Origin of the sequence: Streptomyces antibioticus (assembly GCF_002019855.1) — a bacterium.
GTDB classification, from domain to species: domain Bacteria; phylum Actinomycetota; class Actinomycetes; order Streptomycetales; family Streptomycetaceae; genus Streptomyces; species Streptomyces antibioticus_B.
In genome coordinates, this window is record NZ_CM007717.1 from 3,646,533 (window position 1) to 3,671,956 (window position 25,424).

The following is a 25,424-nucleotide window of genomic DNA, read 5'->3' on the forward strand; positions in this document are numbered from 1 at the left end:
CGTCGAGAAGGGGGTCGAGCAGGAGGGGGTCCCGTCGCCGTACGCGACGGGACCCCCTCGCCGTGTCAGGGCGTCTCCTGCCAGGCGCGGGCCCGCAGGGGCATCCCGGAGGTGCCGGACTCCGGGGCGCGGACGGCCAGGACCTGGTTGACGCCGATCCGGTTGCGTTCGAAGGCGACGGCGCTGGCGGCCATGTAGAGCCGCCAGACCCGGGCCCGGCCCGGCGAGGTCAGACGGACGGCGCGGGCCCAGTCGGCCTCCAGCCGGGCCACCCAGTGCCGCAGGGTGAGGGCGTAGTGCTCGCGGAGCGCCTCGACGTCACGCACTTCGAACCCGGCGCGTTCGAGCAGGGTGACGGTGGTGCCGAGGGGGGCCAGCTCACCGTCCGGGAAGACATAGGCGTCGATGAACTCGTCGACGTGGTAGGCCGTCTCGTCGCGTTCGGGGCGGCGGGCGATCTGGTGGTTGAGCAGCCGGCCGCCGGGGGCGAGCAGCGCGTACAGGTCGCTGGCGTAGGCGAGGTACTTCTCGGCGCCGACGTGCTCGGCCATCCCGATCGAGGAGATCGCGTCGTAGGGTCCGTCGCCGACGTCCCGGTAGTCCTGCACCCTGATCTCCACCCGGTCGGTGAGACCGGCGTCGGCGACGCGTTTACGGGCGTAGGCGGCCTGTTCGCGGGAGAGGGTGATGCCGACGACGGACGCGCCGTGCTCGCGGGCCGCGTGGATCGCCAGCGAGCCCCAGCCGCAGCCGACGTCGAGGAGTCGCTGACCGGGAGTCAGGGCGAGTTTGCGGCAGACGAGTTCGAGCTTGTCGTCCTGGGCCCGTTCGAGGCCGGCGCCGGGGTCCGGCCAGTAGGCGCACGAGTACACCATCGACGGGCCGAGGACGATCTCGTAGAAGTCGTTGCCGACGTCGTAGTGGTGGCTGATGGCCCGGTGGTCGGTGCGGCGGGTGTGGAGGTGGCCACGGCGGCGGACCTCCTCGCGGGGCGGGGCGGGCGGGACCGGGGGCCCGGCGAGTCTCAGCAGACCGCGGGCCGCCGACCGGAACTGCGGGTCGCGCAGGGCGCGGGCGAGCGTACGGGCGTCCTCGCCGCGTTCCCAGAAGAGGCCGGAGAGCAGGTCGAGGGCGGTGTAGAGGTCGCCGTCGACGTCGACCTCCCCGGCGACCCAGGCGCGGGCGAGGCCCAGTTCGCCGGGCTTGAACAGCAGTCGGCGCAGGGCTCTTCGGTGGTGGACGACGAGGGTGGGCGCGTCGGGAGGGCCGGCCTGCGAACCGTCCCAGGCGCGGACGCGCACCGGGAGCGGGGCCCCCAGAAGCTGTTCGGCGAGAGTGTGGAGCCGCGACGCGGCATCGGCCATGGAGCACACCTCCGTGACGGTGATCCCGGACTGTCCTGACTCCACGTAAACACCTGAGGGGCGCCCTCGCAGTCCCCCACGCGCGTCATGACTGGGCAAACCCGCGGCACGGCGGCGGGAGGGCGGGCGGGACGGCGGCCGGACGGCGGCCGCACGGTGGCCGGGGGAACGCCGAAGGGGCCGCCCGCACCACGGATGGCGGGCGGCCCCTTCGGGGCGTGCTGTGCGTGTCCGGCTCGGATGACCCGAGGTCAGGACGCCTTGGCCTTCTCGGACTCGGGCTTGGCGGCGACCGGGGCCGGAGCCGGCTTGGCGGCCTCGTAGAACTCCTCGCGCGGGGACTCCAGGGCGCCGAGGGCGACCACCTCGCGCTTGAGGAACATGCCGAGGGTCCAGTCGGCGAAGACGCGGATCTTGCGGTTCCACGTCGGCATCGCCAGGCCGTGGTAGCCACGGTGCATGTACCAGGCGAGACGGCCCTTGAGCTTGATCTTCATCTTGCCCATGACGATCATCGCGACGCCCTTGTGGAGGCCGAGGCCCGCCACCGCGCCCTTGTTGGAGTGCGCGTACTCCTTCTGCGGGAAGCCCCGCATGCCGGCCACGACGTTGTCGCCGAGGACCTTGGCCTGGCGCAGCGCGTGCTGGGCGTTCGGCGGGCACCAGGCGTTCTCGACACCGGCCTTGCGGGCGGCGAGGTCCGGGACCTGGGCGTTGTCGCCGGCGGCCCAGATGTAGTCGGTGCCCTGGACCTGGAGGGTCGGGGCGGTGTCGACGTGACCGCGAGGGCCGAGCGGGAGGCCGTAACGGGCGAGGACCGGGTTCGGCTTGACGCCGGCCGTCCACACGATCGTGTTGGAGTCGACCTCCAGGCCGTTCTTCAGCACGACGTGGCCGTCGACGCAGGAGTCCATCGAGGTGGAGAGGTAGATCTCCACGCCGCGGCTCTCCAGGTGCTCCTTGCCGTACTGGCCGAGCTTGGGGCCGACCTCGGGGAGGATCTTGTCCGCGGCGTCGACGAGGATGAAGCGCATGTCCTCGCGGGACACCGTCTTGTAGTACTTGGCCGCGTCCCGGGCCAGGTCCTCGACCTCACCGATGGTCTCCGCGCCGGCGAAGCCGCCGCCGATGAAGACGAAGGTCAGCGCCTTGCGGCGGATCTCCTCGTCGGTGGTGGAGTCGGCCTTGTCGAGCTGCTCGAGGACGTGGTTGCGCAGGCCGATGGCCTCCTCGACGCCCTTCATACCGATGCCCTGCTCGGCGAGGCCGGGGATCGGGAAGGTGCGGGAGACCGCGCCGAGCGCGATGACCAGGTAGTCGAAGGGCAGCTCGTACGCCTCGCCGACCAGCGGGGCGATCGTGGCGACCTTGCGGTCCTGGTCGATGGTGGTGACCCGGCCGGTGAGGACCTCCGCCTTGGGCAGCACGCGTCGCAGCGGGACGACGACATGGCGCGGGGAGATGTTGCCGGCGGCGGTTTCGGGGAGGAAGGGCTGGTAGGTCATGTACGACCGGGGGTCGACGACCGTGACGGTCGCCTCGCCGTAGCGCATCTTCTTGAGAATGCGCCGAGCTGCGTACAGGCCTACGTACCCACCGCCTACTACGAGGATCCTGGGACGCTCCGTGGTGCTCATGCCATCGAGTATCCACCCGCCGGAGGGGGGTCGCTCGTGCGCCCCTTCACAAGCTTCGGGAGGGTGTGTGCTATCCTCCGCGGCCCGCGTGATCCACATCATGGCGCGATGCGGGAACCAGCGTGTAGGGCGGGGCGTTGTCAATGCCCCGTGAGCTGCCTCTCCGGGCCCGAACGGCCCCCGTGAGCACCCCGGAACACCCCCGCGCGAGCCCCCCGCGAAACCTCCCCGCGCGCCTCTTTTGAACACGTTCACACGGGGGTTGACCCCTCGGAAGGGCCAACCGGCCCTTCTCCACCCTCCGACAGGGCCGAATTCCTTGTGAAGAACTTCACGAACTTTCCCGGAGGGTCGCCAGGAAGGCCCCCCGAAGGCCCCCTGGAGCCCGCTCAAACGCGCTTACGGCCTGCTCAGCAGAGTGCGGGCAACGCCTGGCGGCGTGTACACGTGAGTGCGTACACTCGATCCATGAGCGACCACACCGTGACCGTCAGGGAAGCTCGCGCACACCTGGCCGAACACATCAACAGGGCCGAGGAAGGCACTCCGACCGTCATCACGCGCAACGGCGCCCCCGTGGCCGCGGTCGTGCCGATCGCCGACTTCGAGGCACTGGAGGAGGCGGCAGACGTGCTGCTGGCCCGCGAGGCGGAGGCGGTCCTGGCCGAGGGCGGGCCCACCGTCTCGATGGCCGAACTCCTGGCGGACCTGTTCAGCGAGCGCGGTGAGGGCGCGGTGTGAAGTTCCGGTTCACTATGGCGGCGCAGCGGCAACTCCGGTCCATCAGCCGCCCCGACGCCATGCGCATCCTCACCGCGCTGACCCTGCTCGGCGACGACCCGTACCGCGAGGACGCCGACATCAAGAAGCTCACGGGCCCGTCGGGGCTCTACCGCCTCCGGGTCGGCAGCTACCGGGTCGCCTACCAGATCAACGACGGCGAACTCGTCGTCCTCGTCGTGAAGGTGGGCGCCCGGCGGGACGTCTACCGCAACCTGTAGCCCTAGTCGCGGCCTGCGCCGCCCCGCCTCACCCACCGCCTACGCCACCGACCACGCGATGCCGTCCAGGATGTCGTGTTCGCTGACCACTACCTCCTGGGCGTCGGTGCGTTCCATGAGGGCGAGGAGGATCAGGGCTCCTGCCGCGATCACGTCGACGCGGCCGGGGTGGAGGGCGCCGATCGTGGTGCGTTCGGCGTGGGTGGAGCGGAGGAGGCGGTCGGTGATCTCGCGGACCTGGGTCCGGGAGACACGGGAGTGGTGGATGGCCGACGAGTCGTAGGCGGGGAGGTTCTGGGCGATCGCCGAGATCGTCGTGACCGAGCCGGCCAGGCCGACCAGGGTGTGGGCCTCGCGCAGCGGGACCGTCTCCTCGGCGAGGTCCAGGGCCGCCTCGATGTCGGCCCGTATCGCCGCGATCTGCTCCGGCGCCGGCGGATCCGTCACGACGCCCTCGCGGACCAGGTGACGCTCGGTCATACGCACACAGCCGATGTCCACGGAGCGCGCGGCGCGCACCGCGCTGTCGCCGACGACGAACTCCGTGGAGCCGCCGCCGATGTCCACGACCAGGTAGGGCCGCGTCAGGTCCTGACGTCCGGCCAGTTCCCGGGTGGCGCCGGTGAAGGAGAACTCGGCCTCCTGGTCCCCGCTGATGACCTCGGGTTCGACGCCCAGGATGTCCAGCACCCCGCGCACGAACTCGTCGCGGTTCTCGGCGTCCCGGGAGGCGGAGGTGGCGACGAACCGCAGCCGCTGCGCGCCGTGCTCCTTGATGACGGCCGCGTACTCCCGGCAGGCGGCGAAGGTGCGCTCCAGGGCCTCGGGGGCGAGCCGGCCGGTGCGGTCGACGCCCTGGCCGAGCCGGACGATCGTCATCCGGCGGTCCAGCTCGGTCAGTTCACCGGTGGCCGGGTCGCAGTCGGCGACCAGGAGCCGGATGGAGTTCGTACCGCAGTCGACGGCGGCGACCCGGGTCACCGTCCGCCGTCCTTCGCGTCCGCGTCGGAGGTGATGACGCAGGTGCCCTTGCGCCACCATTCCGGCAGCATGGCGAGGGCCTCGTCGCCGAGCGGGTTCACGCCGGGTCCGGCGGCCAGCGAGTGGGCGACGAGGACGTGCAGGCACTTCACCCGGTCCGGCATGCCGCCCGCGCTCGGGAAGCCCTTCAGCTCCTCGATCTCGTCCCGGCGCCGGATGTAGTCCTCGTGCGCCGCGCGGTAGGCGGCGGCCAGCTCCGGGTCGGTCTCCAGACGGGCCGTCATCTCCTTCATCACGCCGTTCGCCTCCAGCGTGCCGATGGCCGAGTTGGCCTTGGGGCACGTCAGGTAGTACAGCGTCGGGAAGGGCGTGCCGTCGGGGAGGCGGGGGGCCGTCTCGACGACGTCCGGCTGTCCGCACGGGCACCGGTGCGCGATCGCGCGCAGCCCGCGCGGGGGCCGGCCGAGCTGCTGCTTGAATGCCTCGACGTCGGCCTCGGTGGGCTCGGTGCGCGGAGTGGTCGGCGGGGCAGTGTCCATGCCTGTACGAAAATCTCTCTGTCGGTTCACTGGTCGGAGGCGTCGGACTTGTCGACGCCGTCCCAGACGTTCGAGTACCAGGGGCGGTCGGCCGCTCCGAGTCCGGCGCGGGACTGCTTGGCCGCCTCCGGGTCGATCACGACGTATCCGGTCTCCCCCGGCAGCACATAGTGCAGGCGCAGCCGGATCTGCTGCTCGGCGTACGCGTCGTCCTGCCAGCGTGCCTTGAGGTCGCGCAGCTCTTCCACCCGCTCGGCGGCCTGCCGCTTCTCCCGCTCCAGATCGGCGATCTCGGCGCGCTGGGAGACGTACTGCCGCATCGGGTAGGCGAGGGCCACGATCAGGGTGCACAGCACCAGCGCCAGCAGGGCCGCGCGGCCGGTGAGCCGGGAGCGGCGGGCCTGGCGCTTGGTCTGGGAGCGGTAGACCCGGGCCGCGGTCTGCTCGCCGAGCAGCCGGATCCTGGTCGTGGTGGAGAAACGGTCCCGGTCCTTGACGGCCATCGGCTCTCCGCCTCCCCTTCCACGTGCGTACGTCCCCGCACACGGTACGGGACCGGGTACGGGGACGTACGTACGACTGGCTGAGCCTTACCCAGGTGGGGTCAGGTCAGCCCTTGAACCGCGGGAAGGCGCTGCGCCCGGCGTAGACCGCCGCGTCGTCGAGGATCTCCTCGATGCGCAGGAGCTGGTTGTACTTGGCGACGCGCTCGGAGCGGGCCGGGGCGCCGGTCTTGATCTGGCCGCAGTTGGTGGCGACGGCGAGGTCGGCGATCGTGACGTCCTCGGTCTCGCCGGAGCGGTGGGACATCATGCACTTGAAGCCGTTGCGCTGGGCCAGCTCGACAGCGTCCAGCGTCTCGGTGAGCGAGCCGATCTGGTTGACCTTGACGAGCAGGGCGTTGGCGGTGCCCTCCTCGATGCCGCGGGCGAGGCGCTCGGGGTTGGTGACGAACAGGTCGTCGCCGACGATCTGCACCTTGTCGCCGAGGCGGTCGGTGAGGACCTTCCAGCCGGCCCAGTCGTCCTCGAACAGCGGGTCCTCGATGGAGACCAGCGGGTAGGCCGCCACCAGCTCCTCGTAGTACTCGGTCATCTCGGCGGCCGAGCGGGACTTGCCCTCGAACTGGTACGTGCCGTCCTTGTAGAACTCGGACGCGGCGACGTCGAGCGCGAGCGCGATCTGCTCGCCGGGCGCGTAGCCGGCTTCCTTGATGGCCTCGAGGATGAGGTCGAGGGCCTCGCGGTTGGAGCCGAGGTTCGGGGCGAAGCCGCCCTCGTCGCCGAGGCCGGTGGACAGGCCCTTGGCCTTCAGCACCTTCTTGAGGGTGTGGTAGACCTCGGTGCCCCAGCGCAGCGCCTCGGAGAAGGACTCCGCGCCGATCGGGGCGATCATGAACTCCTGGATGTCCACGTTGGAGTCGGCGTGCGAGCCGCCGTTCAGGATGTTCATCATCGGAACGGGCAGCAGGTGCGCGTTCGGGCCGCCCAGGTAGCGGAAGAGCGGGAGGTCGCTGGCCTCGGAGGCGGCGTGGGCGACGGCGAGGGAGACGCCGAGGATCGCGTTGGCGCCGAGGGAGCCCTTGTTGTCGGTGGCGTCCAGGTCGAACATGGCCTGGTCGATCAGGCGCTGCTCGGTGGCGTCGTAGCCGACCAGCTCGGGGCCGATCTGCTCGATGACGGCGAGGACGGCCTTCTCGACACCCTTGCCCTGGTAGCGGTTCGGGTCACCGTCGCGCAGCTCGATGGCCTCGAAGGCGCCGGTGGAGGCGCCGGACGGGACGGCGGCACGACCCGTGCTGCCGTCGTCGAGGCCGACCTCGACCTCGACCGTGGGGTTGCCTCGGGAGTCCAGGATTTCCCGGGCTACGACGACGTCGATGGACGGCACGAGCATCTCCTTCTTGGATGTGACGCTGGGTGTGCGGGGCCGTGTGGGCCTTGCGACTAGAGCCTAACCGCCTTCGGGGCGTCGGCAGCCGACCGACCGTCCCGTGGACAGACAGACCGTCCGGTGGACAGGTAGACCGTACCCATTGTTTCCGCCCGGAACAAAGGGTGGGTGGCGTGGAGGCGAAAATCCGGCGCACGAAAAACCCCGCCCCGGTGCGTACGGGGGAAGACGCACCGGGGCGGGGGCCCGTGAGGACGGGGGGTGACCCTCACGAGGTACTCAGTGTGCGGGGCCCGCTTGTGGGGAAGCTGTGGTCCCGCTGGGGGCCGGGTGTCACCTGGGGGGAGCGACGGCCCGGCCGCGGCTCACTTGAGGTGGAGCTGCTGGCCCGGGTAGATCAGGTCGGCGTCCTGGACGACACCCTTGTTGAGCTGGAACAGCTTCTGCCAGCCGCCCTTGACCTTGTGCTTGGTGGCGATGGTGCTGAGGGTGTCGCCCTTGACGACCTTGTACTCGCCGTCGCCCTTCTTGACCTTCTTGCCGGTCGGGGTGGTGACGGTCTTGGTGCTCTGCTCGCTCTTGCCGACGGCGGGGCGCTCGGCGGAGCGGGAGGCGGCCTGCTGCTCGCCGGCGCGGGAGCCGGTGCTGCCCGCGGTCGGGGCGGCGGACGGGGTCTGGGCCGAGGAGGAGCCGCTGTCGGAGCCGGCCGAGGCGCCGCCGTTGAACGGCGTGTTGGACAGACCGACGCCGCAGGTCGGCCAGGCACCCTTGCCCTGGCCCGCGAGGACCTTCTCGGCGATGGTGATCTGCTGCGTCTTGGAGGCCAGGTCGGCGCGGGAGGCGTAGGCGGTGCCGCCGTACGCGGCCCAGGTGGAGGCGGAGAACTGGAGGCCGCCGTAGTAGCCGTTGCCGGTGTTGATGGACCAGTTGCCGCCCGACTCGCACTGGGCGACCGCGTCCCACTCGGAGGCGGTGGCGGCGGAGGCGTTGCCGGCGGCCATCAGCGGGGCGGCGACGGCGACACCGGTGACGCCGGCGATCATGGCGGCGCGGGTGGTCTTGGACGGACGGCGGTGCTTGCCCTTACCGGAAAACAGCATGGAACGATCCCCTCACCGACGCCTGCGAGGTGAGCTGTCGGGTTCGGGCCGGTTGAGTTGCCCGGCCGCGCACCTCACGGTGCACGGCTTCACCCCGAGCCGGTCACGGCGTCGACCGCCGGTTCCGGCACTTACCTTGGGTCCCCCGCTCCTGCCTGCGGCGCTTGACGCGACGACTGTTCCCGGGGCGCCACTGGCAGGATTCGGCGTTGCGACGACCGGGGCCCGGGTTGCCGAGCGGCTCGACCGTAGACACGGAATTCGCGGAATTCCAAAGACGATCAGGGCTTCTGAGACTCATCCCACACTTTCACCAAACCGGACATTCGGCGCGAAGTGTGACGTGAACTCCCGGTGCCTTTGGGGGTGTTCCGGCCCTATTCGGCGCCGGTGTCCAGCGCCTGACCGGGGACGATGACGCTCGGGTCGGCACCGATGCGCTCCAGGTTCTCCTCGTACAGGGCGCGCCATCCGCCCTCCAGGCCAAGGGAGTCGGTGATGGAGGCGAGGGAGTCGCCGTCCTGGACCGTGTAGACCTCCTCGGCGGCGTGCCGGCCGGCGGAGGCGGGCGCCAGGCCGTCCGACGGGCCCTCCTCGGCGGTGGCGCCGCGGTGACGGCCGCCGGAGCCGAGGGTGCCGGTGTCGACGAGGCTCCAAGAACCCACGTCCTGCACCCACTTGTCCGACTCGCCCGACTCGTCCGCTTCGGGGCTGCCGGAGGGCGTGCCGCCGCCCTTCGCCGCGCCACCCGGTTTCGCGGCACCCTCGGAGGCGGCCGCGTCCTCCTCGTCGGCGGACGAAGCGGACGAAGAGGGGGAAGGGGAAGAAGAGGAGGAAGGGGACGAACTCGCCGAACCCTCGGTGGAGTCGGAGGCGCCGGGCGACGAGGTCGCGCCGGAGCCGGCGGAGCCGCCGGACGCCGAGGAGCCGGACTCCCCCTTGGACAGGTCGGACAAACCAGACGAACCGGATGAACCGTCAGCGATGCCCGTGTCCACGTTCAGCGCGCCGGACTCCTTGGTGAGCCCGGACGTCAGCCCGCAGGTGCCCCAGGCGCCGACCCCCTCGGCCGCGAGCAGCTTCTGCGCGACGGCTATCTGCTGGTTGCGGCTGGCCAGGTCGGGGCTGGCGGCGTAGTCCAGCCCGCCGTAGGTCTCCCACCGCTCCTGGGTGAGGCTGAGGCCGCCGTACTCGCCGGTGCCCTTGTCGGCGCTCCAGGAGCCGCCGGTCTCGCACTGGGCCACCTGGTCCCACACCGTGCCCTCGGCCGCGCTCGCGCCGGTGGCGGCGAGCAGCGGGATCGCGATGGCGGAGCCGGTCACGCCGGCTGCGACAAGGAGCGCCGGAGCCTGGCGAGGACGACGGTGACGACCGGACCCGGAGAGCATGCGGGGGCCTTTCTCTGGACAGCGTTGACCGGCGCGACGACGGTGCGGACACATCCGGAACCGTGGATGCCGCGCTGACGAGTGAACGTATCGGCAGACGATCACTTGTCACAAGTTAATGCCGCGCAGATCACGTGAAGATCACAGACTTGAGAGTCGGTCACCTTTGGTCCGCACGCCCGTCACACTGCCGCTGACGTGCGTTCAGTCACGGAGCGGAGATCACTCCGTCACGCACCGGGGTGAACTCGACGGGCAAGGTGCGCAGTCCGCGCATGATGAGTCCGCCGCGCCATCTCAAGTCGGCCGGGTCCGCGGCGAGCCGGAGATCCGGCAGCCGGGTGAGCAGGGTGGCCAGGGCGGTCTGCCCCTCCAGCCGGGCCAGCGGGGCGCCCAGACAGTAGTGGATGCCGTGGCCGTAACCGAGGTGCTGGTTGTCGCGGCGCGAGAGGTCCAGGGTGTCCGGATCGGCGAACCGGGCCGGGTCGCGGTCGGCGGCGGCCAGGACGACGAGCACGGGGTCCCCGGCCGCGATGTCCTGTCCGCCGAGGGTGAGCGGCTCGGTGGCGAAGCGCCAGGTGGCCAGCTCGACGGGGCCGTCGAAGCGCAGGAGTTCCTCGACGCCGGTCTCCAGCAGGCCGCGGTCCCCGGCGGCCAGGGAGTCCTGGAGGCGGCGGCGCTGCTCGGGGTGGGTGAGCAGGGCGTAGGTGCCGTTGCCGATGAGGTTGACGGTGGTCTCGAAACCGGCGAAGAGCAGGATGAACGCCATCGCCGCGGCCTCGTTCTCCGTGAGGTGCTCGCCGTGGTCGGAGGCGCGGATGAGACCCGAGATGAGGTCCTCGCCGGGTCCCGGTTCGGCGGGCAGGGCCTGCCGCTTGCGGTGGATCAGCTCGGCGAGATAGCCGCGCATCTTCTTCACGGACCGCGCGACCCCGCCCCGGGGCCCTCCGCCGTGCCGGATCATCATGCCCGCCCAGTCCCGGAAGTCGTCCTGGTCCTCGCGCGGGACGCCGAGCAGGTCGCAGATGGCGTAGATGGGGAGCGGGAAGGCGAAGTCGTGGATGAGGTCGGCGCGGCCCTCCTGGGCGAAGCGGTCGATGAGCCGGTCCGTCAGTTCCTGCACCCGGGGCGCGAACTCGGCGACCCGGCGCGGGGTGAACGCCTTGCTGACCAGCCGCCGCAGCCGGGTGTGGTCCGGCGGATCGATGTTCAGCAGATGGGTCATCAGCTCGGCCTTGCGCTCGCCGGGGATGCCGGTCTTCCCCTTGGCGTGCGCCGGTTCGTCGTGGTGCGCCGGGTTCTTGGAGAGCCGCTGGTCGGCGAGGGCCTGCTTGGCCTCCCCGTACCGGGTGACCAGCCATGCCTCCACCCCGCTGGGCAGCCGGGTGCGATGCACGGGCGCGTGCTCCCGCAGCCAGGCGTAGGCGGGGTAGGGGTCGGTGGCGAACTCCCAGGAGAACAGCTCGGGGTGGGGGCCGGGGGCGGCGGCGGGATCGGGTGCGGGAACGGGGGTCGGCTTGGTGCTCACTTCTCGGTTCCCTCGGCTTCCGTCCCTTCTTCCCCTTCTTCCAGCCCTTCGGTCGCCCGGATCGCGTCCCGGTAGGCGCGGGACGCCGCGCGCAGGGCCGCCTCCGGGTCGATGCCCTCGGACTCGGCGCGGGCGGCCAGGGCGAGGAGGTCGTAGCCGAGGCCGCCGGCCGTCGGCAGGGGGACCTCCAGGCCCGCCGAGCGGACGCGCGAGGCCAGTTTGGCGGCGAGGGCCAGCGCCGGCTGGTGGAGGGGGATGCCGTCGGTGACGGACTCACGGCGCTTCTCGGCCGCCTTGGTGCGCAGCCAGTGGTCTCTGACCTCCTCCGGGGTGGTGGCGGTGGCGCTCCCGAAGACATGGGGGTGACGGTGGATGAGCTTGGAGACGATCGTGGCCGCCACGTCGTCGACCGAGAAGGGGGCCTCCGGGTCCTCCTCGGCGATCCGGGCGTGGAAGACGACCTGGAGCAGGACGTCGCCCAGTTCCTCGCGGAGTTCGTCGCGGTCGCCGTCCTCGATCGCCTCGACCAGTTCGTACGACTCCTCGACCGCGTACTTGGCGAGGCCCTGATGGGTCTGGCGGGAGGACCACGGGCACTCGACGCGGATACGGTCCATGACCTGCACCAGGTCGAGGAGGCGGGCGCCGGGGAGGTCGTAGGAGGCGGGGAGCAGCTCCAGTTCGGGCATCGACACCCGGCCGGAGCCGGCCAGCCGGGCCAGACCGTCGGTGAGGGCCGGTTCGCCCTCGCCGGTCGCGACGACCACGACCGTACGGCCGCCGGCGCAGGCGGCGAGCAGGTCCTCGGCGGTCGGGGAGAGCTCCTCGACCGCTATGCCCGCTTCCTTGAGATACGGGAGCTGGGGGTGCGTGCCGTCCGCGCAGAGCACCCGGTCCGCCGAGCGCAGGGCCTGCCAGGCGGGCCAGGAGAGCAGGCCGGGGGCGACGCGGTGGCTCGTGGTGAGCAGGACGACCCGGCCCGTCGCGGAGCCGGTGGGTGCGGTCACATCGTTCACACCTCGAACGTAACCCACGCCCGCCGGCCGCCCCGCGCGTTGTCCACAGACCGGCCGGCCCGGTCATATCGTCGGACTGGACAGCCCGGGGAACGTCAGGCCGTCTGCCCGCTGTCCGTGGCGGTGACCTCCCGGACCCACGGCGTCTTGGCATCGACGCGGCTGACCTTCTTCGGGTCCCAGCTTCCGTAGCGCGGGTTGAGGTCGACGTCGAGTTCCTCGGACGCCTTGGAGAGGTTGTCCCAGAACGCCTGCTGACCCGTGTCCGTGCCGAGCTTGGAGGCAAGCTTCTGCGCCTCCAACTGGAGCCGCAGATTGTCGTCGAGGCGCTGCGGCGGGATGCCGTACTGCTGGAGCCACGCCGTCTCCAGGCCCTTCGCGCCGCCCGCCTGCTGCTCCAGGCCGGTGCGCATCGCCTGGACCTCGTTGCGGCTGACGGTGACCCCGGCGTCCTCGGCGGCGCGGTGCAGCACCTGGTCCAGGATCATGCCGTGCAGGGTGTCGCGGGTCAGGGTGCCGGTCTGGGCGACCACCTGCGCGTACTGGGTGTCGTCGGCGACCGCCGCGCGCTGGGCGGCGCGGACCTCGTCCACCCGGTTCTCGAGCTGCGCGACGGTGATGCGCTGGTCGCCGACGACCGCCGCCGCTCCCGGATGCGCGTCGTTGCCGCAGGCGGTGAGGAGGGGGGCGGCCGCGATCGCGGCGGACAGCAGGAGCGCGGTGCGGCGACTGCGGCGGTGCAAGGAAACCTCCCGAGGAGATTGTGCGACGGTGCACAAAGTCTTGCGGTGATCGATGGTAGGCAGTGGCGGGCCCGGGGCCAACCCATTCGACCAACGATTCACCGGGACTTCGGGCACCGCCGCGCCCGCGCGATCCGGCTCAGCCGATCAGGGCCACCGGGGCGTCCCACGCGTTGCGGTCGACGGTGATGGTGTAACCGCCGCGCGTCTCCTTGCTGTTCACCATGTACTGGTGGCCCCGGCTGTGGTCGGTGAACAGCTTGGGGTCCCACGGCCAGTCGGTCGTGGTGGTGTTCTTCTTGTCCCACAGCGCGTACCAGAGGTTGCCCGGCAGGTCCGTCTTGTTCGTCGCGGTGGCGATCGCCTTGGCGCTGGAACTGCTGAAGCCGTAGTAACCCGCGCGGTACGTCTTGGCGCGCAGCGTCTTGGTGAAGGAGCGCACATAGGTCAGCACGGCGTCGTTGCACGCCTTGTTCGTGATGTCGTACGGCTCCATGTCCAGGTAGATCGGGGAGCCGGCCTTCATCCCGAGCGCGGCCGCCTTGGCGATCGCGTCGTTGGCGTTGGCGGCCCCCACGGAGGCGGCGTTGGCCGCGGTGAACTTCTCGGGGTTGGCGCTGGTCTGGCACGGGGGCTGGGCGCCGACGTAGAGCGGGATGAGCTTCCAGCCGGCGGTGTTGACCGACTTCACCCAGGACGCGGTCAGGTTCGGCTGCGCGCAGCCGCGGTTCTTGCCGCCGATGTAGACCGCCGCGGCGCCGTAGAAGCCCTCGGTCTTCCACGCCTTCATCGCCGCGAGCGACGGCGCCGTGCAGGTGTCGAACGCACGGCCCGTGTACGTCTTCTGCGCGGGCCAGGTGGTCGCGGCCATGGACGTCTGCGCCGCGATGCCTGCACCGGCGACGACGGCGGCCCCCGCCACGCCCCACGTGATGTATCTGCGCTTCCTCGACTGCCGGTGCTCGGCCATTCCCCACCCCTGTGTTCGCTCACGCGTTCGCATGTCATGTACGTACGAAGCGATCGCACCTTAGCGTGCGGTGTCCCCGTGATCGGGAAACACCTCTTCCTCCACGCCACAAGATTCGCTGATGTCCCGGCAAAAGGACGCCCGGCCTGGCGCGGCCCGTTCGTGGCCTACCCTGGCTCCCAGCCGACTTGGGGGGCGATGAGAATGACGACGACAGCCATGACGACGGGCGCACCGAGACAGTTGCCGGCCGGCTGGATGCAGCGGGTGGCCTGGACGGCCCTGGTGTGGTGCTCGCTGGGGATGCTGGTCTGGGTGCCCTTCCTGTATGTGGCGATCCGCCGCGGACTCCCCTCGGACTGGGGCGCCTTCGCGGCGTTCGCCCTGTACGAGTGCGTGACCCTGCCCTGGGCGGTGATCACCTCCGAGGACGACAGCGACGCGTTCTTCGGGGGCGCGGTGATCGTGACGTTCCTGGTGGCGAGCTGGCTGTTGCTGTTCGCCGTGTTCGACGCCAAGACCCGCCCGGCCCTCGCACCGGCCTACGGACAGCCGCCGTACCAGCAGCAGCCCGGCTACCCGTACGGACGTTGACCGTACGGACGTTGACCGTACCGACGCCGACCGTACGGACGCCGACCGCGCGGGCCGGGACGCCCCGGCCCTGACGCGGCGGCCCTGACGCGGCGGGCCGCCGGTCCGCGCCCTGGCGCGACGGGCGGTCAGTCCGCGTGGAAGCGGTCCGGGGCGTTCGTCGGGTTGCCGCCGGTGGGGAGCTTCTGGTCGGGGCAGCCGGTCAGGACCTTCTTCATCGCGGCCTTCTCCGCCGCCGTGACCCACAGGCCGTACTTCTTCTTCACGGCGACCTGGGCCGCCACATACGCACAGCGGTAGGACTTGTTCGGCGGCAGCCAGGTCGCCGTGTCGCCGTCGCCCTTGGAACGGTTGGTGCTCGCGTCGACCGCCAGCAGGTTCAGCGGGTCGTTGGCGAGCGCTATCCGCTTGCCGCCGTCCCAGTACTTCGCGCCCTTCTGCCAGGCGTCGGAGAGGGCCACGACATGGTCGATGTCGACCTGGCTCGCGCCGCGCCGGTAGGTGACCTCCTTGCCGGAGTAAGGGTCCGACACCAGCACGCCGTAGGAGACCTTGCAGTCGCCGCCGGTGAACCGCACCTCCTTCAGATCGCGCTTGAGGATGTCGTCACGGGTGCCGCAGCCGTTGGAGTCGGTGTCGGCCCAGGCGCTGCCGAACCTGGCCCGGTCATAACCCGTCTTGGGCGCCCGCCCCTTCACGGTCAGCGCCTCGGCGGCCGCGAGGGCCGCTCCCCCGCCCGCCGTCGGCCCGGCCCCGCCCGACCCGGTGCCGGCCCCGGAGCCCACACCTGATTCGGAAAGCTCGTCGCACCCGGCCACGGACCCCATGGCCACGGCGCACATCAACGCGACGGCCGCCGCCGTCCCACCCTGTCGACGCCTCACGCGCCCCTCCCCTTGCCCACCCGCTCCTCGCCCCGCCCAGGGCGGCTTCCCCGGCGGACGGGGATCCACACCGGACGCGGATCCCCACACCGTAGCGAGGGGGCGTCCGGAGGCGGACAGGAGGTCCAGACCAAAACCCCAGAAGTGGGCATCTGCCTCAGGTCAGGAATATCGTCGGTGGTGAGTCACCTCGGGAAGGAGCTCTGGATGGGCATCTTCGACAAGTTCCGCCACCACGACAAGGCCAAGGACATGTCGGACACCGCGGAACAGAAGGTCAACGAGAAGACGGGCGGCAAGTACGAGTCCCAGGTCGATGACGCGCAGCAGCGGGCAGAAGGTGCGCTCGGCATGGACCGCGAACGGCCCGATCGGCCCGAGCAGCAGTAGCCGTCGGAGACTCAACGGGAACGACGCCCGCACCAGAGAAGCCGTCCGCGCAGCCCACCTCCCGCGGGCGGCTTCCCTCATGCCCGGACGCCCGGGTACCGGACACAGGGGCACAGGGGCACCCGAACACAGGGGCACAGGGGCACCCGCGCTCAGACCTTGCCGATGCCCAGCGTCGTCTCGGAGGGCAGCAGGCCGGAGCCGAGGACCGCGACCCAGTAGTCGCCGAGGAGCGTGGCGAGCCGCTCGCCGCCCTCCGCGCCGAGCGCCTGCCAGGGGCCGAGGGCGAGGCGGTCGGTGTCCTGTTCGACGCGGCGGCGCAGCTCACGGCCCGCCTCCGTCGCCGTACCATCCGCCTCGACGAGTCCCCGGGCGGCCAGGCGGTCACGGGCGGCCGCCCACTCGGCGGGAGTCCAGCCGCGGCTCTCGAAGCGCTCGACGGGCGCGGCGCCTATCGCCGCGAAGGACACCAGCGCCTCGACGGGATCGAGTCCGGCGGTGAGCAGGGCGGCGAGATGGCCGTCCCCCCGGTGCTCGCGCAGGATCGTCGCCGCGTGCCAGAGCTGGAGGTGAGGTGCGGTCGGCCAGTCCAGCGCGGCGTTGGCCGCGGCGAGCGGGCGGCCGGCCGTCCGCGCGGCCTCGGCGGCCCGCCGGGCGAGGGCGGCGGCCTCCGCCAGATCCGGACTGTCGACGCGGTCGCCGAAGAGGCTGCGGTAGGCGCGGTCCATGCCGCGCAGCCTGGCCTCCAGGGCGGCCTCGGGGGTGGTGACCTTCCGCCCGGCGTCGACGTACCGGGCGACCATGGCGGGCGCGAAGCTGTAGAACGCGGACGTCACCGCCTCGGCGCCCACCGGGCCCAACGGCGCGGCGCGCAGCGGAAAGTAGCTCCACCAGCGCTCCTCGGTCGACAGGCCCAGCCCGCCCGCCTCCTCGAAGACCTCCGGCGCGTAGTACAGCACCGCGTGGAGCGGCTCCAGCAGATGCCAGAGGCGCCGCGCCTGAGCGGCTTCGACGGGCCGGGCGGTTCCGGTGATCCCGGTGTCCGACATGACTGCTCCCCCTGTTCCGTTCCGTGAACGCCTCGCACAACTTGACACTGACAAGATTGCCCGCCGACGCCGAACTTGTCAATGCCTAGATTCGACGTAGGCTGCTGCCATGAGCCCGTACCACCACGGCGATCTGCGCCGCGCCATCCTCACCGCCGCGCTCGACGTCATCGCCGCCGACGGCCCCGCCGCGCTCAGCCTGCGCGACCTCGCCCGCCGCGCCGGTGTCTCGCACGCGGCGCCCGCCCACCACTTCCGGGACCGCACCGGTCTGCTGACGGCCATCGCGGCGGAGGGCTTCGGCCTGCTCGCGGCCGCGACGAAGGAGTCGGCGGACCTGAAGGAGGCGGGCGTGCGCTACGTCCGCTTCGCCCGCGAGCACCCCGCCCACTTCCAGGTCATGTTCACGCCCAGCCTGCTGCGCGCCGACGACCTCGAACTGACCACGGCCCGCGCCCTGTCCGCCGACGCCCTGCGGACCGTCGTCGCGCAGGCCCGCCACCACACGGCCGAGGGCACGGAGACCACCCAGGAGGCCCAGGGCGCCGAGGACGCCCGGGATGCCCGGGACGCCCGCCTCACCGGCATCGCTGCCTGGTCCGTGGCGCACGGCTTCGCCACGCTCCTGCTCAGCCACAACCTCGACGACCTGGTGGGCGACCGCGCCCCCGAGGAGGTCTTCGAGACCCTGACCGGCCTGCTGTTCCGGCCGCTCTGACCTCCGCCCTCCTCGGGGGAGGAACCTGAGGAACCCCCTATGACACGACCGACGTCAAGAACTCCCCCACCCAGCCCAGCAGTTCCCGCCCGACCAGCGGCTTGCCGCCGACCTTCGCGGTCTTCGGGCGGGGCACCAGCACCTGGTGGACCGCCGGCTTGATGACGGACCCGGGGTAGAGCCGCTTGAGCCGCAGCTCCTGCGACTCGCGCAACTCCACCGGCGCGAAGCGGATGTTGGTGCCCTGGAGGACGACCTCGCCGACCCCGCAGGCCCGCGCCAGCATCCGCAGCCCGGCCACCAGCAGCAGGTTCTCCACCGGCTCGGGCAACTTGCCGTAGCGGTCCACGAGTTCCTCGCGCACCGCCTTGATGTCGTCCTCCGAGTTGGCGGAGGCGATGGAGCGGTACGCCTGGAGCCGCAGCCGCTCGCCGGGCGCGTAGTCGTGCGGGACGTGCGCGTCGACGGGCAGCTCGATCTTGACCTCCAGCGGCGGCTCCTCCTCGATCCCGCCGGTCTCCAACTGGCGCCGGTAGTCCGCGACGGCCTCGCCGACCATCCGGACGTACAGGTCGAAGCCGACGCCCGCGATATGGCCGGACTGCTCGCCGCCCAGGAGGTTGCCCGCGCCGCGGATCTCCAGGTCCTTCATCGCCACGTACATGCCGGCGCCCATCTCGGTGTGCTGGGCGATGGTCGCGAGCCGTTCGTGGGCGGTCTCCGTCAGCGGCTTCTCCGGCGGGTACAGGAAGTACGCGTAGCCGCGCTCGCGGCCCCGGCCGACCCGGCCGCGCAACTGGTGCAACTGGGACAGGCCGAAGGTGTCGCCGCGCTCCACGATCAGGGTGTTGGCGTTGGAGATGTCGATGCCGGACTCGACGATCGTCGTCGAGACGAGCACGTCGAACTTCTTCTCCCAGAAGTCGACGACGACCTGTTCGAGCGCGGTCTCCGACATCTGGCCGTGGGCGGTGGCGATCCGCGCCTCGGGCACGATCTCGCGCAGCCGCGCCGCCGCCCGGTCGATCGACTCGACCCGGTTGTGGATGTAGAAGACCTGGCCCTCGCGCAGCAGTTCACGGCGGACGGCGGCACCGATCTGCTTCTGCTCGTACGGTCCGACGAAGGTGAGCACCGGGTGGCGCTCCTCCGGGGGCGTGGTGATCGTGGACATCTCGCGGATGCCCGTCACCGCCATCTCCAGGGTGCGCGGGATCGGGGTGGCGGACATGGTGAGGACGTCGACGTTGGCGCGGAGCTTCTTGAGCTGCTCCTTGTGCTCGACGCCGAAGCGCTGTTCCTCGTCGACGATGACCAGGCCGAGGTCCTTGAACTTGGTCTCCGAGGAGAACAGCCGGTGGGTGCCGATGACGATGTCCACGGAGCCCTCGCGCAGGCCCTCCAGGGTGGCCTTGGCCTCCGCGTCGGTCTGGAAACGGGACAGGGCGCGCACGTTGACCGGGAACTGCGCGTACCGCTCGCTGAAGGTGCCGAAGTGCTGCTGCACGAGCAGCGTGGTGGGGACCAGGACGGCCACCTGCTTGCCGTCCTGGACGGCCTTGAAGGCGGCGCGGACCGCGATCTCCGTCTTGCCGTAGCCGACGTCGCCGCAGATCAGACGGTCCATCGGAACCGTCTTCTCCATGTCGTCCTTGACCTCGGCGATGGTGGTGAGCTGGTCCGGGGTCTCGGCGTACGGGAAGGCGTCCTCCAGCTCGCGCTGCCACGGGGTGTCGGTGCCGAAGGCGTGGCCGGGGGCGGCCATCCGGGCGCTGTAGAGCTTGATGAGGTCGGCGGCGATCTCCTTGACCGCCTTCTTCGCGCGGGCCTTGGTCTTGGTCCAGTCGGCGCCGCCCAGCCGGTGCAGGGTGGGGGCCTCACCGCCGACGTACTTGGTGATCTGTTCGAGCTGGTCGGTCGGGATGTACAGCCGGTCGCCCGGCTGGCCGCGCTTGGCGGGGGCGTACTCCACGACCAGGTACTCGCGCGTGGCGCCCTGCACCGTGCGCTGCACCATCTCGATGTAGCGGCCCACACCGTGCTGTTCGTGGACGATGTAGTCGCCCGTCTCCAGGGTGAGCGGGTCGATGGTCTTCCTGCGGCGGGCCGGCATCCGGGCGCCGTCCTTGCCGGCCGCCTTCTGGCCCGACAGGTCGGTCTCGGTGAGGACGACGAGCCGCAGCGCGGGGTCGACGAAGCCGTAGTCGATCGAGCCGCACGCCACGTGCACGACCGCGGGGGTGATCTCGGTGAGGTCGGTGTGCAGCCGGGCGGCGACGCCCTCGCCGCCGAGCACCTCGACGGTGCGGGCGGCCGGGCCGTGGGCCTCGGTGACGAACACGACGCGCCAGCCGTCGGCGAGCCAGCCCTTGGTGTCGGCGAGGGCCTTGGCGGTGTCGCCGCGGTAGGTGTCGGGGGCGTGCATGCCGAACTGGAGGGTGTCCGCCTCCAGTTCCAGGTCGGCGGCGAACGGCGACACCGACCACCACATCATGTCCAGCTCGCGCGCGCGGTCGCGGACGTCGGCGAGGGACCACAGGGAGGCCGCGTCGACGTCGATGGGCGCCTCGCCGCCGCCCGCGGTGGCCGCCCAGGACGCCTGGAGGAACTCCTGCGAGGTGGCCACCAGGTCGGCGGCGCGCGTGCGGACCCGCTCCGGGTCGCAGACGACGGCCATCGCGCCCTTCGGCAGGACGTCGATCAGCAGCTCCATGTCGTCGACCAGGACCGGCGCCAGGGACTCCATGCCCTCGACGGCGATCCCCTCGGCGATCCTGCCGAGCAGCTCGCCCAGCTCGGGGTGGTCCTCGGCGAGGGCACGCGCACGCGTGCGGACGTCTTCCGTCAACAGGAGTTCACGGCAGGGCGGGGCCCACAGGCCGTGTTCGGCGACCTCCAGGGAGCGCTGGTCGGCCACCTTGAAGTAGCGGATCTCCTCGACGTCGTCGCCCCAGAACTCGACGCGCAGGGGGTGTTCCTCGGTGGGCGGGAACACGTCCAGGATGCCGCCGCGTACGGCGAACTCGCCGCGCTTCTCGACCAGCTCCACGCGCGCGTACGCGGCCGCCGCGAGCGCCTCGACCGTCTCGTTCAGGTCGGCCTGCTGACCGGTGCGCAGGGCGACGGGTTCCAGGTCGCCCAGGCCCTTCACCTGCGGCTGGAGCACGGACCGCACCGGCGCGACGACGACCGACACCGGGCCGGTCTCGGGGTCGTCGGAGCGGGGGTGGGCCAGGCGGCGCAGGACGGCGAGGCGGCGGCCGACGGTGTCGCTGCGGGGGCTGAGGCGCTCGTGCGGGAGCGTCTCCCAGGACGGGTACTCGACGACGCCGTCCGCGGGCAGCAGGGAGCGCAGGGCGGCGGCCAGGTCCTCCGCCTCGCGGCCGGTGGCGGTGACCGCGAGGACCGTACGGCCGGTCTCGCGGGCCAGCGCGGCGATCGCGAAGGGACGGGCCGCCGGGGGTCCGACCAGGTCGACGTGCATGCGGTTGCCGTCCGCGGCCGCGGGGATCGCTTCCGCGAGGGCGCTGTCCTCGACGACGGCGTCGAGCAGACCGTGCAGGCTCATGTGGGGCTTTCCGTCCGGCGGCCCGGGGCACGCGCGCCCGGGAGGGGCGGGCGTACCGGGGACCTGGGTGGGCAACGCGAAGGGCCCGACGCGTGTCACGGGCCGGGGGTGTCCAGAGTACGACGGGGCGGAGCGGTTCGCCGGGGCTGTGGACAACGCCGGGACGAGCGGGGCACGGGGAGCGGCCCTCGCAGTCCCCGGGCCACCGGACGGCACCGCCACCCGGAGCCTGCGGCACACCGCCCCGGCCACGCGGACGGCACCGGGCGGGCCGGGCGCGTCCGGACCCGCGAGCACGCAGACGGCCCCGGACGCGCGCAGGGCCCCGGAGGCACGGCGAACCCGGGCCGGGCCGTCCATCCCAGACCCGCCGCACCACCCGCCCACGACACCCGGACGGCACCGGCCGCACGAAGGGCTGCGGCACCGGCCGCACAAGGGGGCCCCGGACGCCCGAAAGCAGCACACGCCCACACACGAAAGCGCCCGGCGCCGAGAAGCACCCCCGTGGCTTCTCGGCGCCGGGCCGGTTCCCCGGGTTGCGGAGGCTCGGTCCCCGGCTCCCCGGGACCGTGCCCCCCAACCCGTGTCCCCCGCGCCCCCGCTACTCCGTAGCGATCGCGTTGAGGACGTTCATGCGGCCCGCGCGGAACGCCGGGATCAGGGCCGCGAACAGGCCCACGAAGGCCGAGGCGACGAAGACGCCCGTGATCGTCGGCCAGGGGATCTCCAGGACCTTCAGCCCCTCCAGGGCGAGGAGCTGCTGGGCGGTGGCGCCCCAGCCGATGCCCAGGCCGAGGCCGAGGAGGGCGCCGAAGAGGGCGATGACGACCGACTCCATGCGGATCATGCGGCGGAGCTGGCGGCGGGAGAGACCGATGGCCCGCATCAGACCGATCTCCCGGGTGCGCTCGACCACCGAGAGGGCCAGCGTGTTCACCACACCGAGGACCGCGACCACGATCGCCAGGGCCAGGAGGCCGTAGATCAGGTTCAGGAGCTGGCCGATCTGGTCCTTGAGCGCCTCCTTGTAGTCGGTCTGGTCGCGCACGACGTACTGCGGGTAGTCGTGCAGCGCCGCCTTCAGGGAGGTGTACGCGGCGTCCTGCTGCCCCTCCTTGGCGGAGGCGAAGACCAGCAGGTCGAGCGGCATCTTGTCGGCCGGTACGTACGTCGCGGCCGTCGCGATGGAGGCGTACATCGAGCCCTTGTCGATCACGACGTCGTCACTGGTGATCGCGCGGACGGTGAGCGCGCCGGTGGTGCCGTCCTTGAAGGCCACGTCGACCTTCGAGCCGACCTTGATGCCGTGGTCCCGGGCGAAGCCCTCGGGGACGGACATCGAGTCGGGGCGGTAGGCGTCGGCGAGCTTGCCGGCGACCGTCTCGGTGCGCAGGTCCGTGGCGTAGCTCGGGTCGGCGGCGCTGATGCTCTGCGTCTTCGACGTCTTGCCGTCGGGGGTGGTCAGATCGGCGTCGAGGATCTTGTACTCGGTGACCCGCTCCACCCCGGGCGCGTCCTTGACGGCCTGCACGGCCTGCGAGTTGATCGGCTTGCCCTGGTCGCTCTGGATGATGAAGTCGGTGCCGACGGTCTTGTCCAGTTGCTCGGTCGCGGAGGCGACCATGGACGAGCCGACGACCGACAGGCAGGCGACCAGCGCGAGGCCGATCATCAGGGCGGCGCCGGTGGCACCGGTGCGGCGCGGGTTGCGCAGGGCGTTGCGCTCGGCCATCCGGCCGACGGGGCCGAAGGCCCGCAGCAGGACGGCGCCCAGCACCCGGACGACTCCGCCGGCGAGCAGCGGGCCGACGACGACGAAGCCGATCAGGGTCAGGACGACCCCCAGGCCCAGCCAGAGCGAGCCCTCGCTCGCCTTGTCCGCGGCGGCCGCCAGGTAGAGGCCGAAGCCGCCGGCGCCGGTGAGGAGCAGGCCGAGCACGGCCCGTACGGCGCTCGCCTTGGCGTCGGCCGGGGCACCGGCGTCGCGCAGGGCGGCCATCGGGGAGATCTTGCCGGCCCGGCGGGCAGGCAGATAGGCGGCGAGGACCGTGACGACGACGCCGAGGACCAGGCCGATCACCGGGGTCGTCCAGGCCACCGTCAGATCGTCGGTGGACAGGTTCATGCCGGTCATGCCCATGAGCTTCATGAGGCCGATCGCGAGGCCGACGCCCGCGCCGATGCCGAGGACCGAGCCGACGAAGCCCAGGAGGAGGGCCTCGGCGAGGACCGAGCGGTTGACCTGGCGGCGGCTGGAGCCGATGGCGCGCATCAGACCGATCTCGCGGGTGCGCTGGGCGACCAGCATCGAGAAGGTGTTGATGATCAGGAAGATGCCGACGAGGAAGGCGATCCCGGCGAAGCCGAGCATCGCGTACTTCATGACGTTGAGGAAGTCGCCCACCTCCTCGCGGTTGGCGTCGGCGGTCTCCTTGGCGGTCTGCACCTTGTAGTCGGCGCCGATCGCGGCCGTGACGTTCTTCTTGAGCTGGTCGTCGCTGACGCCGGCCGCGGCGGTGACGTTGACGTTGGTGTAGACGTCGGGCTCGCCGACCAGCGCCCGCTGGGCGGTCGGGGTGTCCAGGTAGAAGATCGCGGCGCCGGGGTTGGTGACGGTGAAGGTGGCGATGCCGGAGATCTTCGCGGTGTGGGTGCCGACCGCGGTGATCACGCCGATCTCGTCGCCGATCTTGAGGTCGTGCTTGTCGGCGGTGTCCGCGTCGACCATGATCTGGCCGGCGCCCTCGGGGGCCGCGCCCGAGGTCACCTTCATGGTGCGGGCCTCGTTGGCGTTCCAGCTCCCGACGATGGTGGGCGCGCCGCTGGACGGCGACAGGTTGTCCTTGTCGGCGTCGACGACGGTCACCGCGCTGGAGAACACGCTGCCCTCCGCCGACTTCACACCCCGCGCCCCGCGGACCTCGTCCAGGACGGCGGCGGGCATGGCCGGCGGCTTGCCGTTGCCGGAGGTCGTCTCACCGGTGTCGGAGGCGCCCTCGGCGCTCACCGTGACGTCGGAGGAGGTGGCGGCGAAGAGCTTGTCGAAGGTGGTGTTCATCGTGTCGGTGAACACCAGCGTCCCGCACACGAACGCCACCGAGAGCAGGACGGCGACGGCCGAGAGGGCCATGCGCCCCTTGTGCGCGAAGAAGTTGCGCATCGAGGTCTTCATGACGGTCATGACGTGCGCCCCCGGGCGTCGAAGTCCTTCATGCGGTCCAGGACGGTGTCCGCGGTGGGCTTGAACATCTCGTCCACGATCCGGCCGTCGGCGAGGTACAGCACCCGGTCCGCGTACGAGGCGGCCACCGGGTCGTGGGTGACCATGACGATGGTCTGGCCCAGCTCGTCGACGGAACGGCGCAGGAAGCCCAGGACCTCGGCGCCGGCGCGGGAGTCGAGGTTGCCGGTGGGCTCGTCGCCGAAGATGATCTCGGGGCGGGCCGCCAGGGCGCGGGCCACGGCGACGCGCTGCTGCTGGCCGCCGGAGAGCTGGGTGGGGCGGTGCTTGAGCCGCCCGGCGAGTCCGACGGTCTCCACGACCCGGTCGAGCCACTCCTTGTCGGGCTTGCGGCCCGCGATGTCCATGGGGAGCGTGATGTTCTCGAGCGCGTTCAGCGTCGGCAGCAGGTTGAACGCCTGGAAGATGAACCCGATCCGGTCCCGGCGCAGCCGGGTGAGCTTCTTGTCCTTCAGCCCGGTGATCTCGGTCTCGTCGAGATAGATCTCCCCGGACGTGACGGTGTCGAGTCCGGCGAGGCAGTGCATCAGGGTGGACTTTCCGGACCCGGAGGGGCCCATGATCGCGGTGAACTGCCCCCGCGCGATGTCCACGTCGACATGGTCGAGCGCGACGACGCGGGTCTCTCCGGACCCGTACGCCTTGACGACCTGCCGCGCCCGCGCGGCGACGGCCGTACGCCCTCCAGTGCCCCCGTGCCTGGGAATGGTCACAGCCGAAGTCACGGTAAGTCTCCTCAGTGGGAAGCCGGTGCGTAGCGGGAAGCGCTACGTCGAAGAGTCTGTCGGCGGGAGGGGGTCCGGCGCGCTGGTGCCGG

22 protein-coding genes and 1 riboswitch are annotated in these 25,424 nt (G+C 71.5%); of the genes, 5 read left to right on the plus strand and 17 right to left on the minus strand.

The genetic code is table 11. From position 1 onward, the window contains the following. Window positions 1–65: 65 nt before the first annotated feature. Together AFM16_RS16175 and AFM16_RS16180 are read right to left on the minus strand one after the other, a co-directional pair. Complete coding sequence (locus tag AFM16_RS16175) at window positions 66–1,364, minus strand: class I SAM-dependent methyltransferase (protein WP_030792663.1); 1,299 nt, start codon at window positions 1,362–1,364, stop codon at window positions 66–68. 251 nt (window positions 1,365–1,615) lie between these two features. Next, window positions 1,616–3,001 (minus strand): NAD(P)/FAD-dependent oxidoreductase, encoded by a 1,386-nt coding sequence (locus tag AFM16_RS16180; protein WP_078633723.1) that lies wholly within the window; start codon window positions 2,999–3,001, stop codon window positions 1,616–1,618. 468 nt (window positions 3,002–3,469) lie between these two features. Between AFM16_RS16180 and AFM16_RS16185 the strand changes: the two genes are divergently transcribed. After that, window positions 3,470–3,742, plus strand: coding sequence for a type II toxin-antitoxin system Phd/YefM family antitoxin (locus AFM16_RS16185; RefSeq protein ID WP_030792657.1), 273 nt, complete (start codon window positions 3,470–3,472; stop codon window positions 3,740–3,742). A gap of 14 nt (window positions 3,743–3,756) precedes the next feature. After that, window positions 3,757–4,002 (plus strand): type II toxin-antitoxin system RelE family toxin, encoded by a 246-nt coding sequence (locus AFM16_RS16190; protein ID WP_030792654.1) that lies wholly within the window; start codon window positions 3,757–3,759, stop codon window positions 4,000–4,002. A 39-nt stretch (window positions 4,003–4,041) separates the two neighbouring features. On the opposite strand, the gene AFM16_RS16195 is transcribed toward AFM16_RS16190, so the two are convergent. From AFM16_RS16195 to AFM16_RS16240, 10 genes are all read right to left on the minus strand, one after another. Continuing rightward, complete coding sequence (locus AFM16_RS16195; RefSeq protein WP_078633724.1) at window positions 4,042–4,983, minus strand: Ppx/GppA phosphatase family protein; 942 nt, start codon at window positions 4,981–4,983, stop codon at window positions 4,042–4,044. Then, a complete protein-coding gene (locus AFM16_RS16200) occupies window positions 4,980–5,522 on the minus strand; it encodes a DUF501 domain-containing protein (protein WP_030792648.1) in 543 nt (180 codons plus the stop codon). The genes AFM16_RS16195 and AFM16_RS16200 overlap by 4 nt, the downstream gene beginning before the upstream one ends. A 26-nt stretch (window positions 5,523–5,548) precedes the next feature. Next, window positions 5,549–6,025 carry an FtsB family cell division protein gene (locus AFM16_RS16205; protein WP_030792646.1) on the minus strand — a complete coding sequence of 159 codons (477 nt, stop codon included), beginning with the start codon at window positions 6,023–6,025 and terminating at the stop codon, window positions 5,549–5,551. Between the two features lie 106 nt (window positions 6,026–6,131). After that, on the minus strand, window positions 6,132–7,418 hold the full coding sequence (gene eno / locus AFM16_RS16210) for a phosphopyruvate hydratase (RefSeq protein WP_030792644.1): 1,287 nt from the start codon (window positions 7,416–7,418) through the stop codon (window positions 6,132–6,134). A gap of 362 nt (window positions 7,419–7,780) precedes the next feature. Further along, a complete protein-coding gene (locus tag AFM16_RS16215; protein WP_078633725.1) occupies window positions 7,781–8,515 on the minus strand; it encodes a LysM peptidoglycan-binding domain-containing protein in 735 nt (244 codons plus the stop codon). Window positions 8,516–8,519: 4 nt separating this feature from the next. Then, window positions 8,520–8,688: riboswitch (cyclic di-AMP (ydaO/yuaA leader) on the minus strand. A gap of 204 nt (window positions 8,689–8,892) precedes the next feature. Then, entirely contained in the window at window positions 8,893–9,903 is a 1,011-nt protein-coding gene (locus tag AFM16_RS16220) for a LysM peptidoglycan-binding domain-containing protein (RefSeq protein ID WP_078633726.1), read from the minus strand. A gap of 208 nt (window positions 9,904–10,111) precedes the next feature. Next, window positions 10,112–11,431, minus strand: a complete 1,320-nt coding sequence (locus tag AFM16_RS16225) for a cytochrome P450 family protein (RefSeq protein ID WP_078633727.1) — start codon at window positions 11,429–11,431, stop codon at window positions 10,112–10,114. Next, the gene (locus AFM16_RS16230) at window positions 11,428–12,447 is read right to left on the minus strand and encodes a nucleoside triphosphate pyrophosphohydrolase (RefSeq protein WP_078633728.1); all 1,020 of its coding nucleotides are present in this window, start codon (window positions 12,445–12,447) and stop codon (window positions 11,428–11,430) included. The genes AFM16_RS16225 and AFM16_RS16230 overlap by 4 nt, the downstream gene beginning before the upstream one ends. A gap of 95 nt (window positions 12,448–12,542) precedes the next feature. Next, window positions 12,543–13,190, minus strand: coding sequence for a SurA N-terminal domain-containing protein (locus AFM16_RS16235; RefSeq protein WP_078633729.1), 648 nt, complete (start codon window positions 13,188–13,190; stop codon window positions 12,543–12,545). A 139-nt stretch (window positions 13,191–13,329) separates the two neighbouring features. Continuing rightward, the gene (locus AFM16_RS16240; RefSeq protein ID WP_030792631.1) at window positions 13,330–14,160 is read right to left on the minus strand and encodes a glycoside hydrolase domain-containing protein; all 831 of its coding nucleotides are present in this window, start codon (window positions 14,158–14,160) and stop codon (window positions 13,330–13,332) included. A gap of 204 nt (window positions 14,161–14,364) precedes the next feature. On the opposite strand from AFM16_RS16240, the gene AFM16_RS16245 reads away from it, so the two are divergent. Beyond that, window positions 14,365–14,754, plus strand: coding sequence for a hypothetical protein (locus tag AFM16_RS16245; protein ID WP_030792630.1), 390 nt, complete (start codon window positions 14,365–14,367; stop codon window positions 14,752–14,754). Window positions 14,755–14,882: 128 nt separating this feature from the next. On the opposite strand, the gene AFM16_RS16250 is transcribed toward AFM16_RS16245, so the two are convergent. After that, complete coding sequence (locus AFM16_RS16250) at window positions 14,883–15,638, minus strand: HNH endonuclease family protein (RefSeq protein WP_078633730.1); 756 nt, start codon at window positions 15,636–15,638, stop codon at window positions 14,883–14,885. 207 nt (window positions 15,639–15,845) lie between these two features. Here AFM16_RS16250 and AFM16_RS16255 point away from each other — a divergent pair, with 207 nt between their 5' ends. After that, complete coding sequence (locus tag AFM16_RS16255) at window positions 15,846–16,028, plus strand: antitoxin (RefSeq protein WP_030792626.1); 183 nt, start codon at window positions 15,846–15,848, stop codon at window positions 16,026–16,028. 152 nt (window positions 16,029–16,180) lie between these two features. On the opposite strand, the gene AFM16_RS16260 is transcribed toward AFM16_RS16255, so the two are convergent. Then, window positions 16,181–17,077, minus strand: a complete 897-nt coding sequence (locus tag AFM16_RS16260) for an SCO6745 family protein (RefSeq protein WP_078633731.1) — start codon at window positions 17,075–17,077, stop codon at window positions 16,181–16,183. Window positions 17,078–17,186: 109 nt separating this feature from the next. Between AFM16_RS16260 and AFM16_RS16265 the strand changes: the two genes are divergently transcribed. Then, window positions 17,187–17,795 (plus strand): TetR/AcrR family transcriptional regulator, encoded by a 609-nt coding sequence (locus tag AFM16_RS16265; protein ID WP_078633732.1) that lies wholly within the window; start codon window positions 17,187–17,189, stop codon window positions 17,793–17,795. Between the two features lie 37 nt (window positions 17,796–17,832). Here the strand turns inward: AFM16_RS16265 and mfd are convergent, their stop codons facing one another. The 3 genes from mfd to AFM16_RS16280 all read right to left on the minus strand — a co-directional run bounded on the left by mfd (window position 17,833) and on the right by AFM16_RS16280 (window position 25,332). Further along, on the minus strand, window positions 17,833–21,363 hold the full coding sequence (mfd, locus tag AFM16_RS16270; protein ID WP_030792618.1) for a transcription-repair coupling factor: 3,531 nt from the start codon (window positions 21,361–21,363) through the stop codon (window positions 17,833–17,835). Between the two features lie 604 nt (window positions 21,364–21,967). Continuing rightward, a complete protein-coding gene (locus AFM16_RS16275; protein ID WP_078633733.1) occupies window positions 21,968–24,547 on the minus strand; it encodes an ABC transporter permease in 2,580 nt (859 codons plus the stop codon). Continuing rightward, window positions 24,544–25,332 carry an ABC transporter ATP-binding protein gene (locus AFM16_RS16280; protein WP_030792612.1) on the minus strand — a complete coding sequence of 263 codons (789 nt, stop codon included), beginning with the start codon at window positions 25,330–25,332 and terminating at the stop codon, window positions 24,544–24,546. The genes AFM16_RS16275 and AFM16_RS16280 overlap by 4 nt, the downstream gene beginning before the upstream one ends. Window positions 25,333–25,424: the final 92 nt, after the last annotated feature.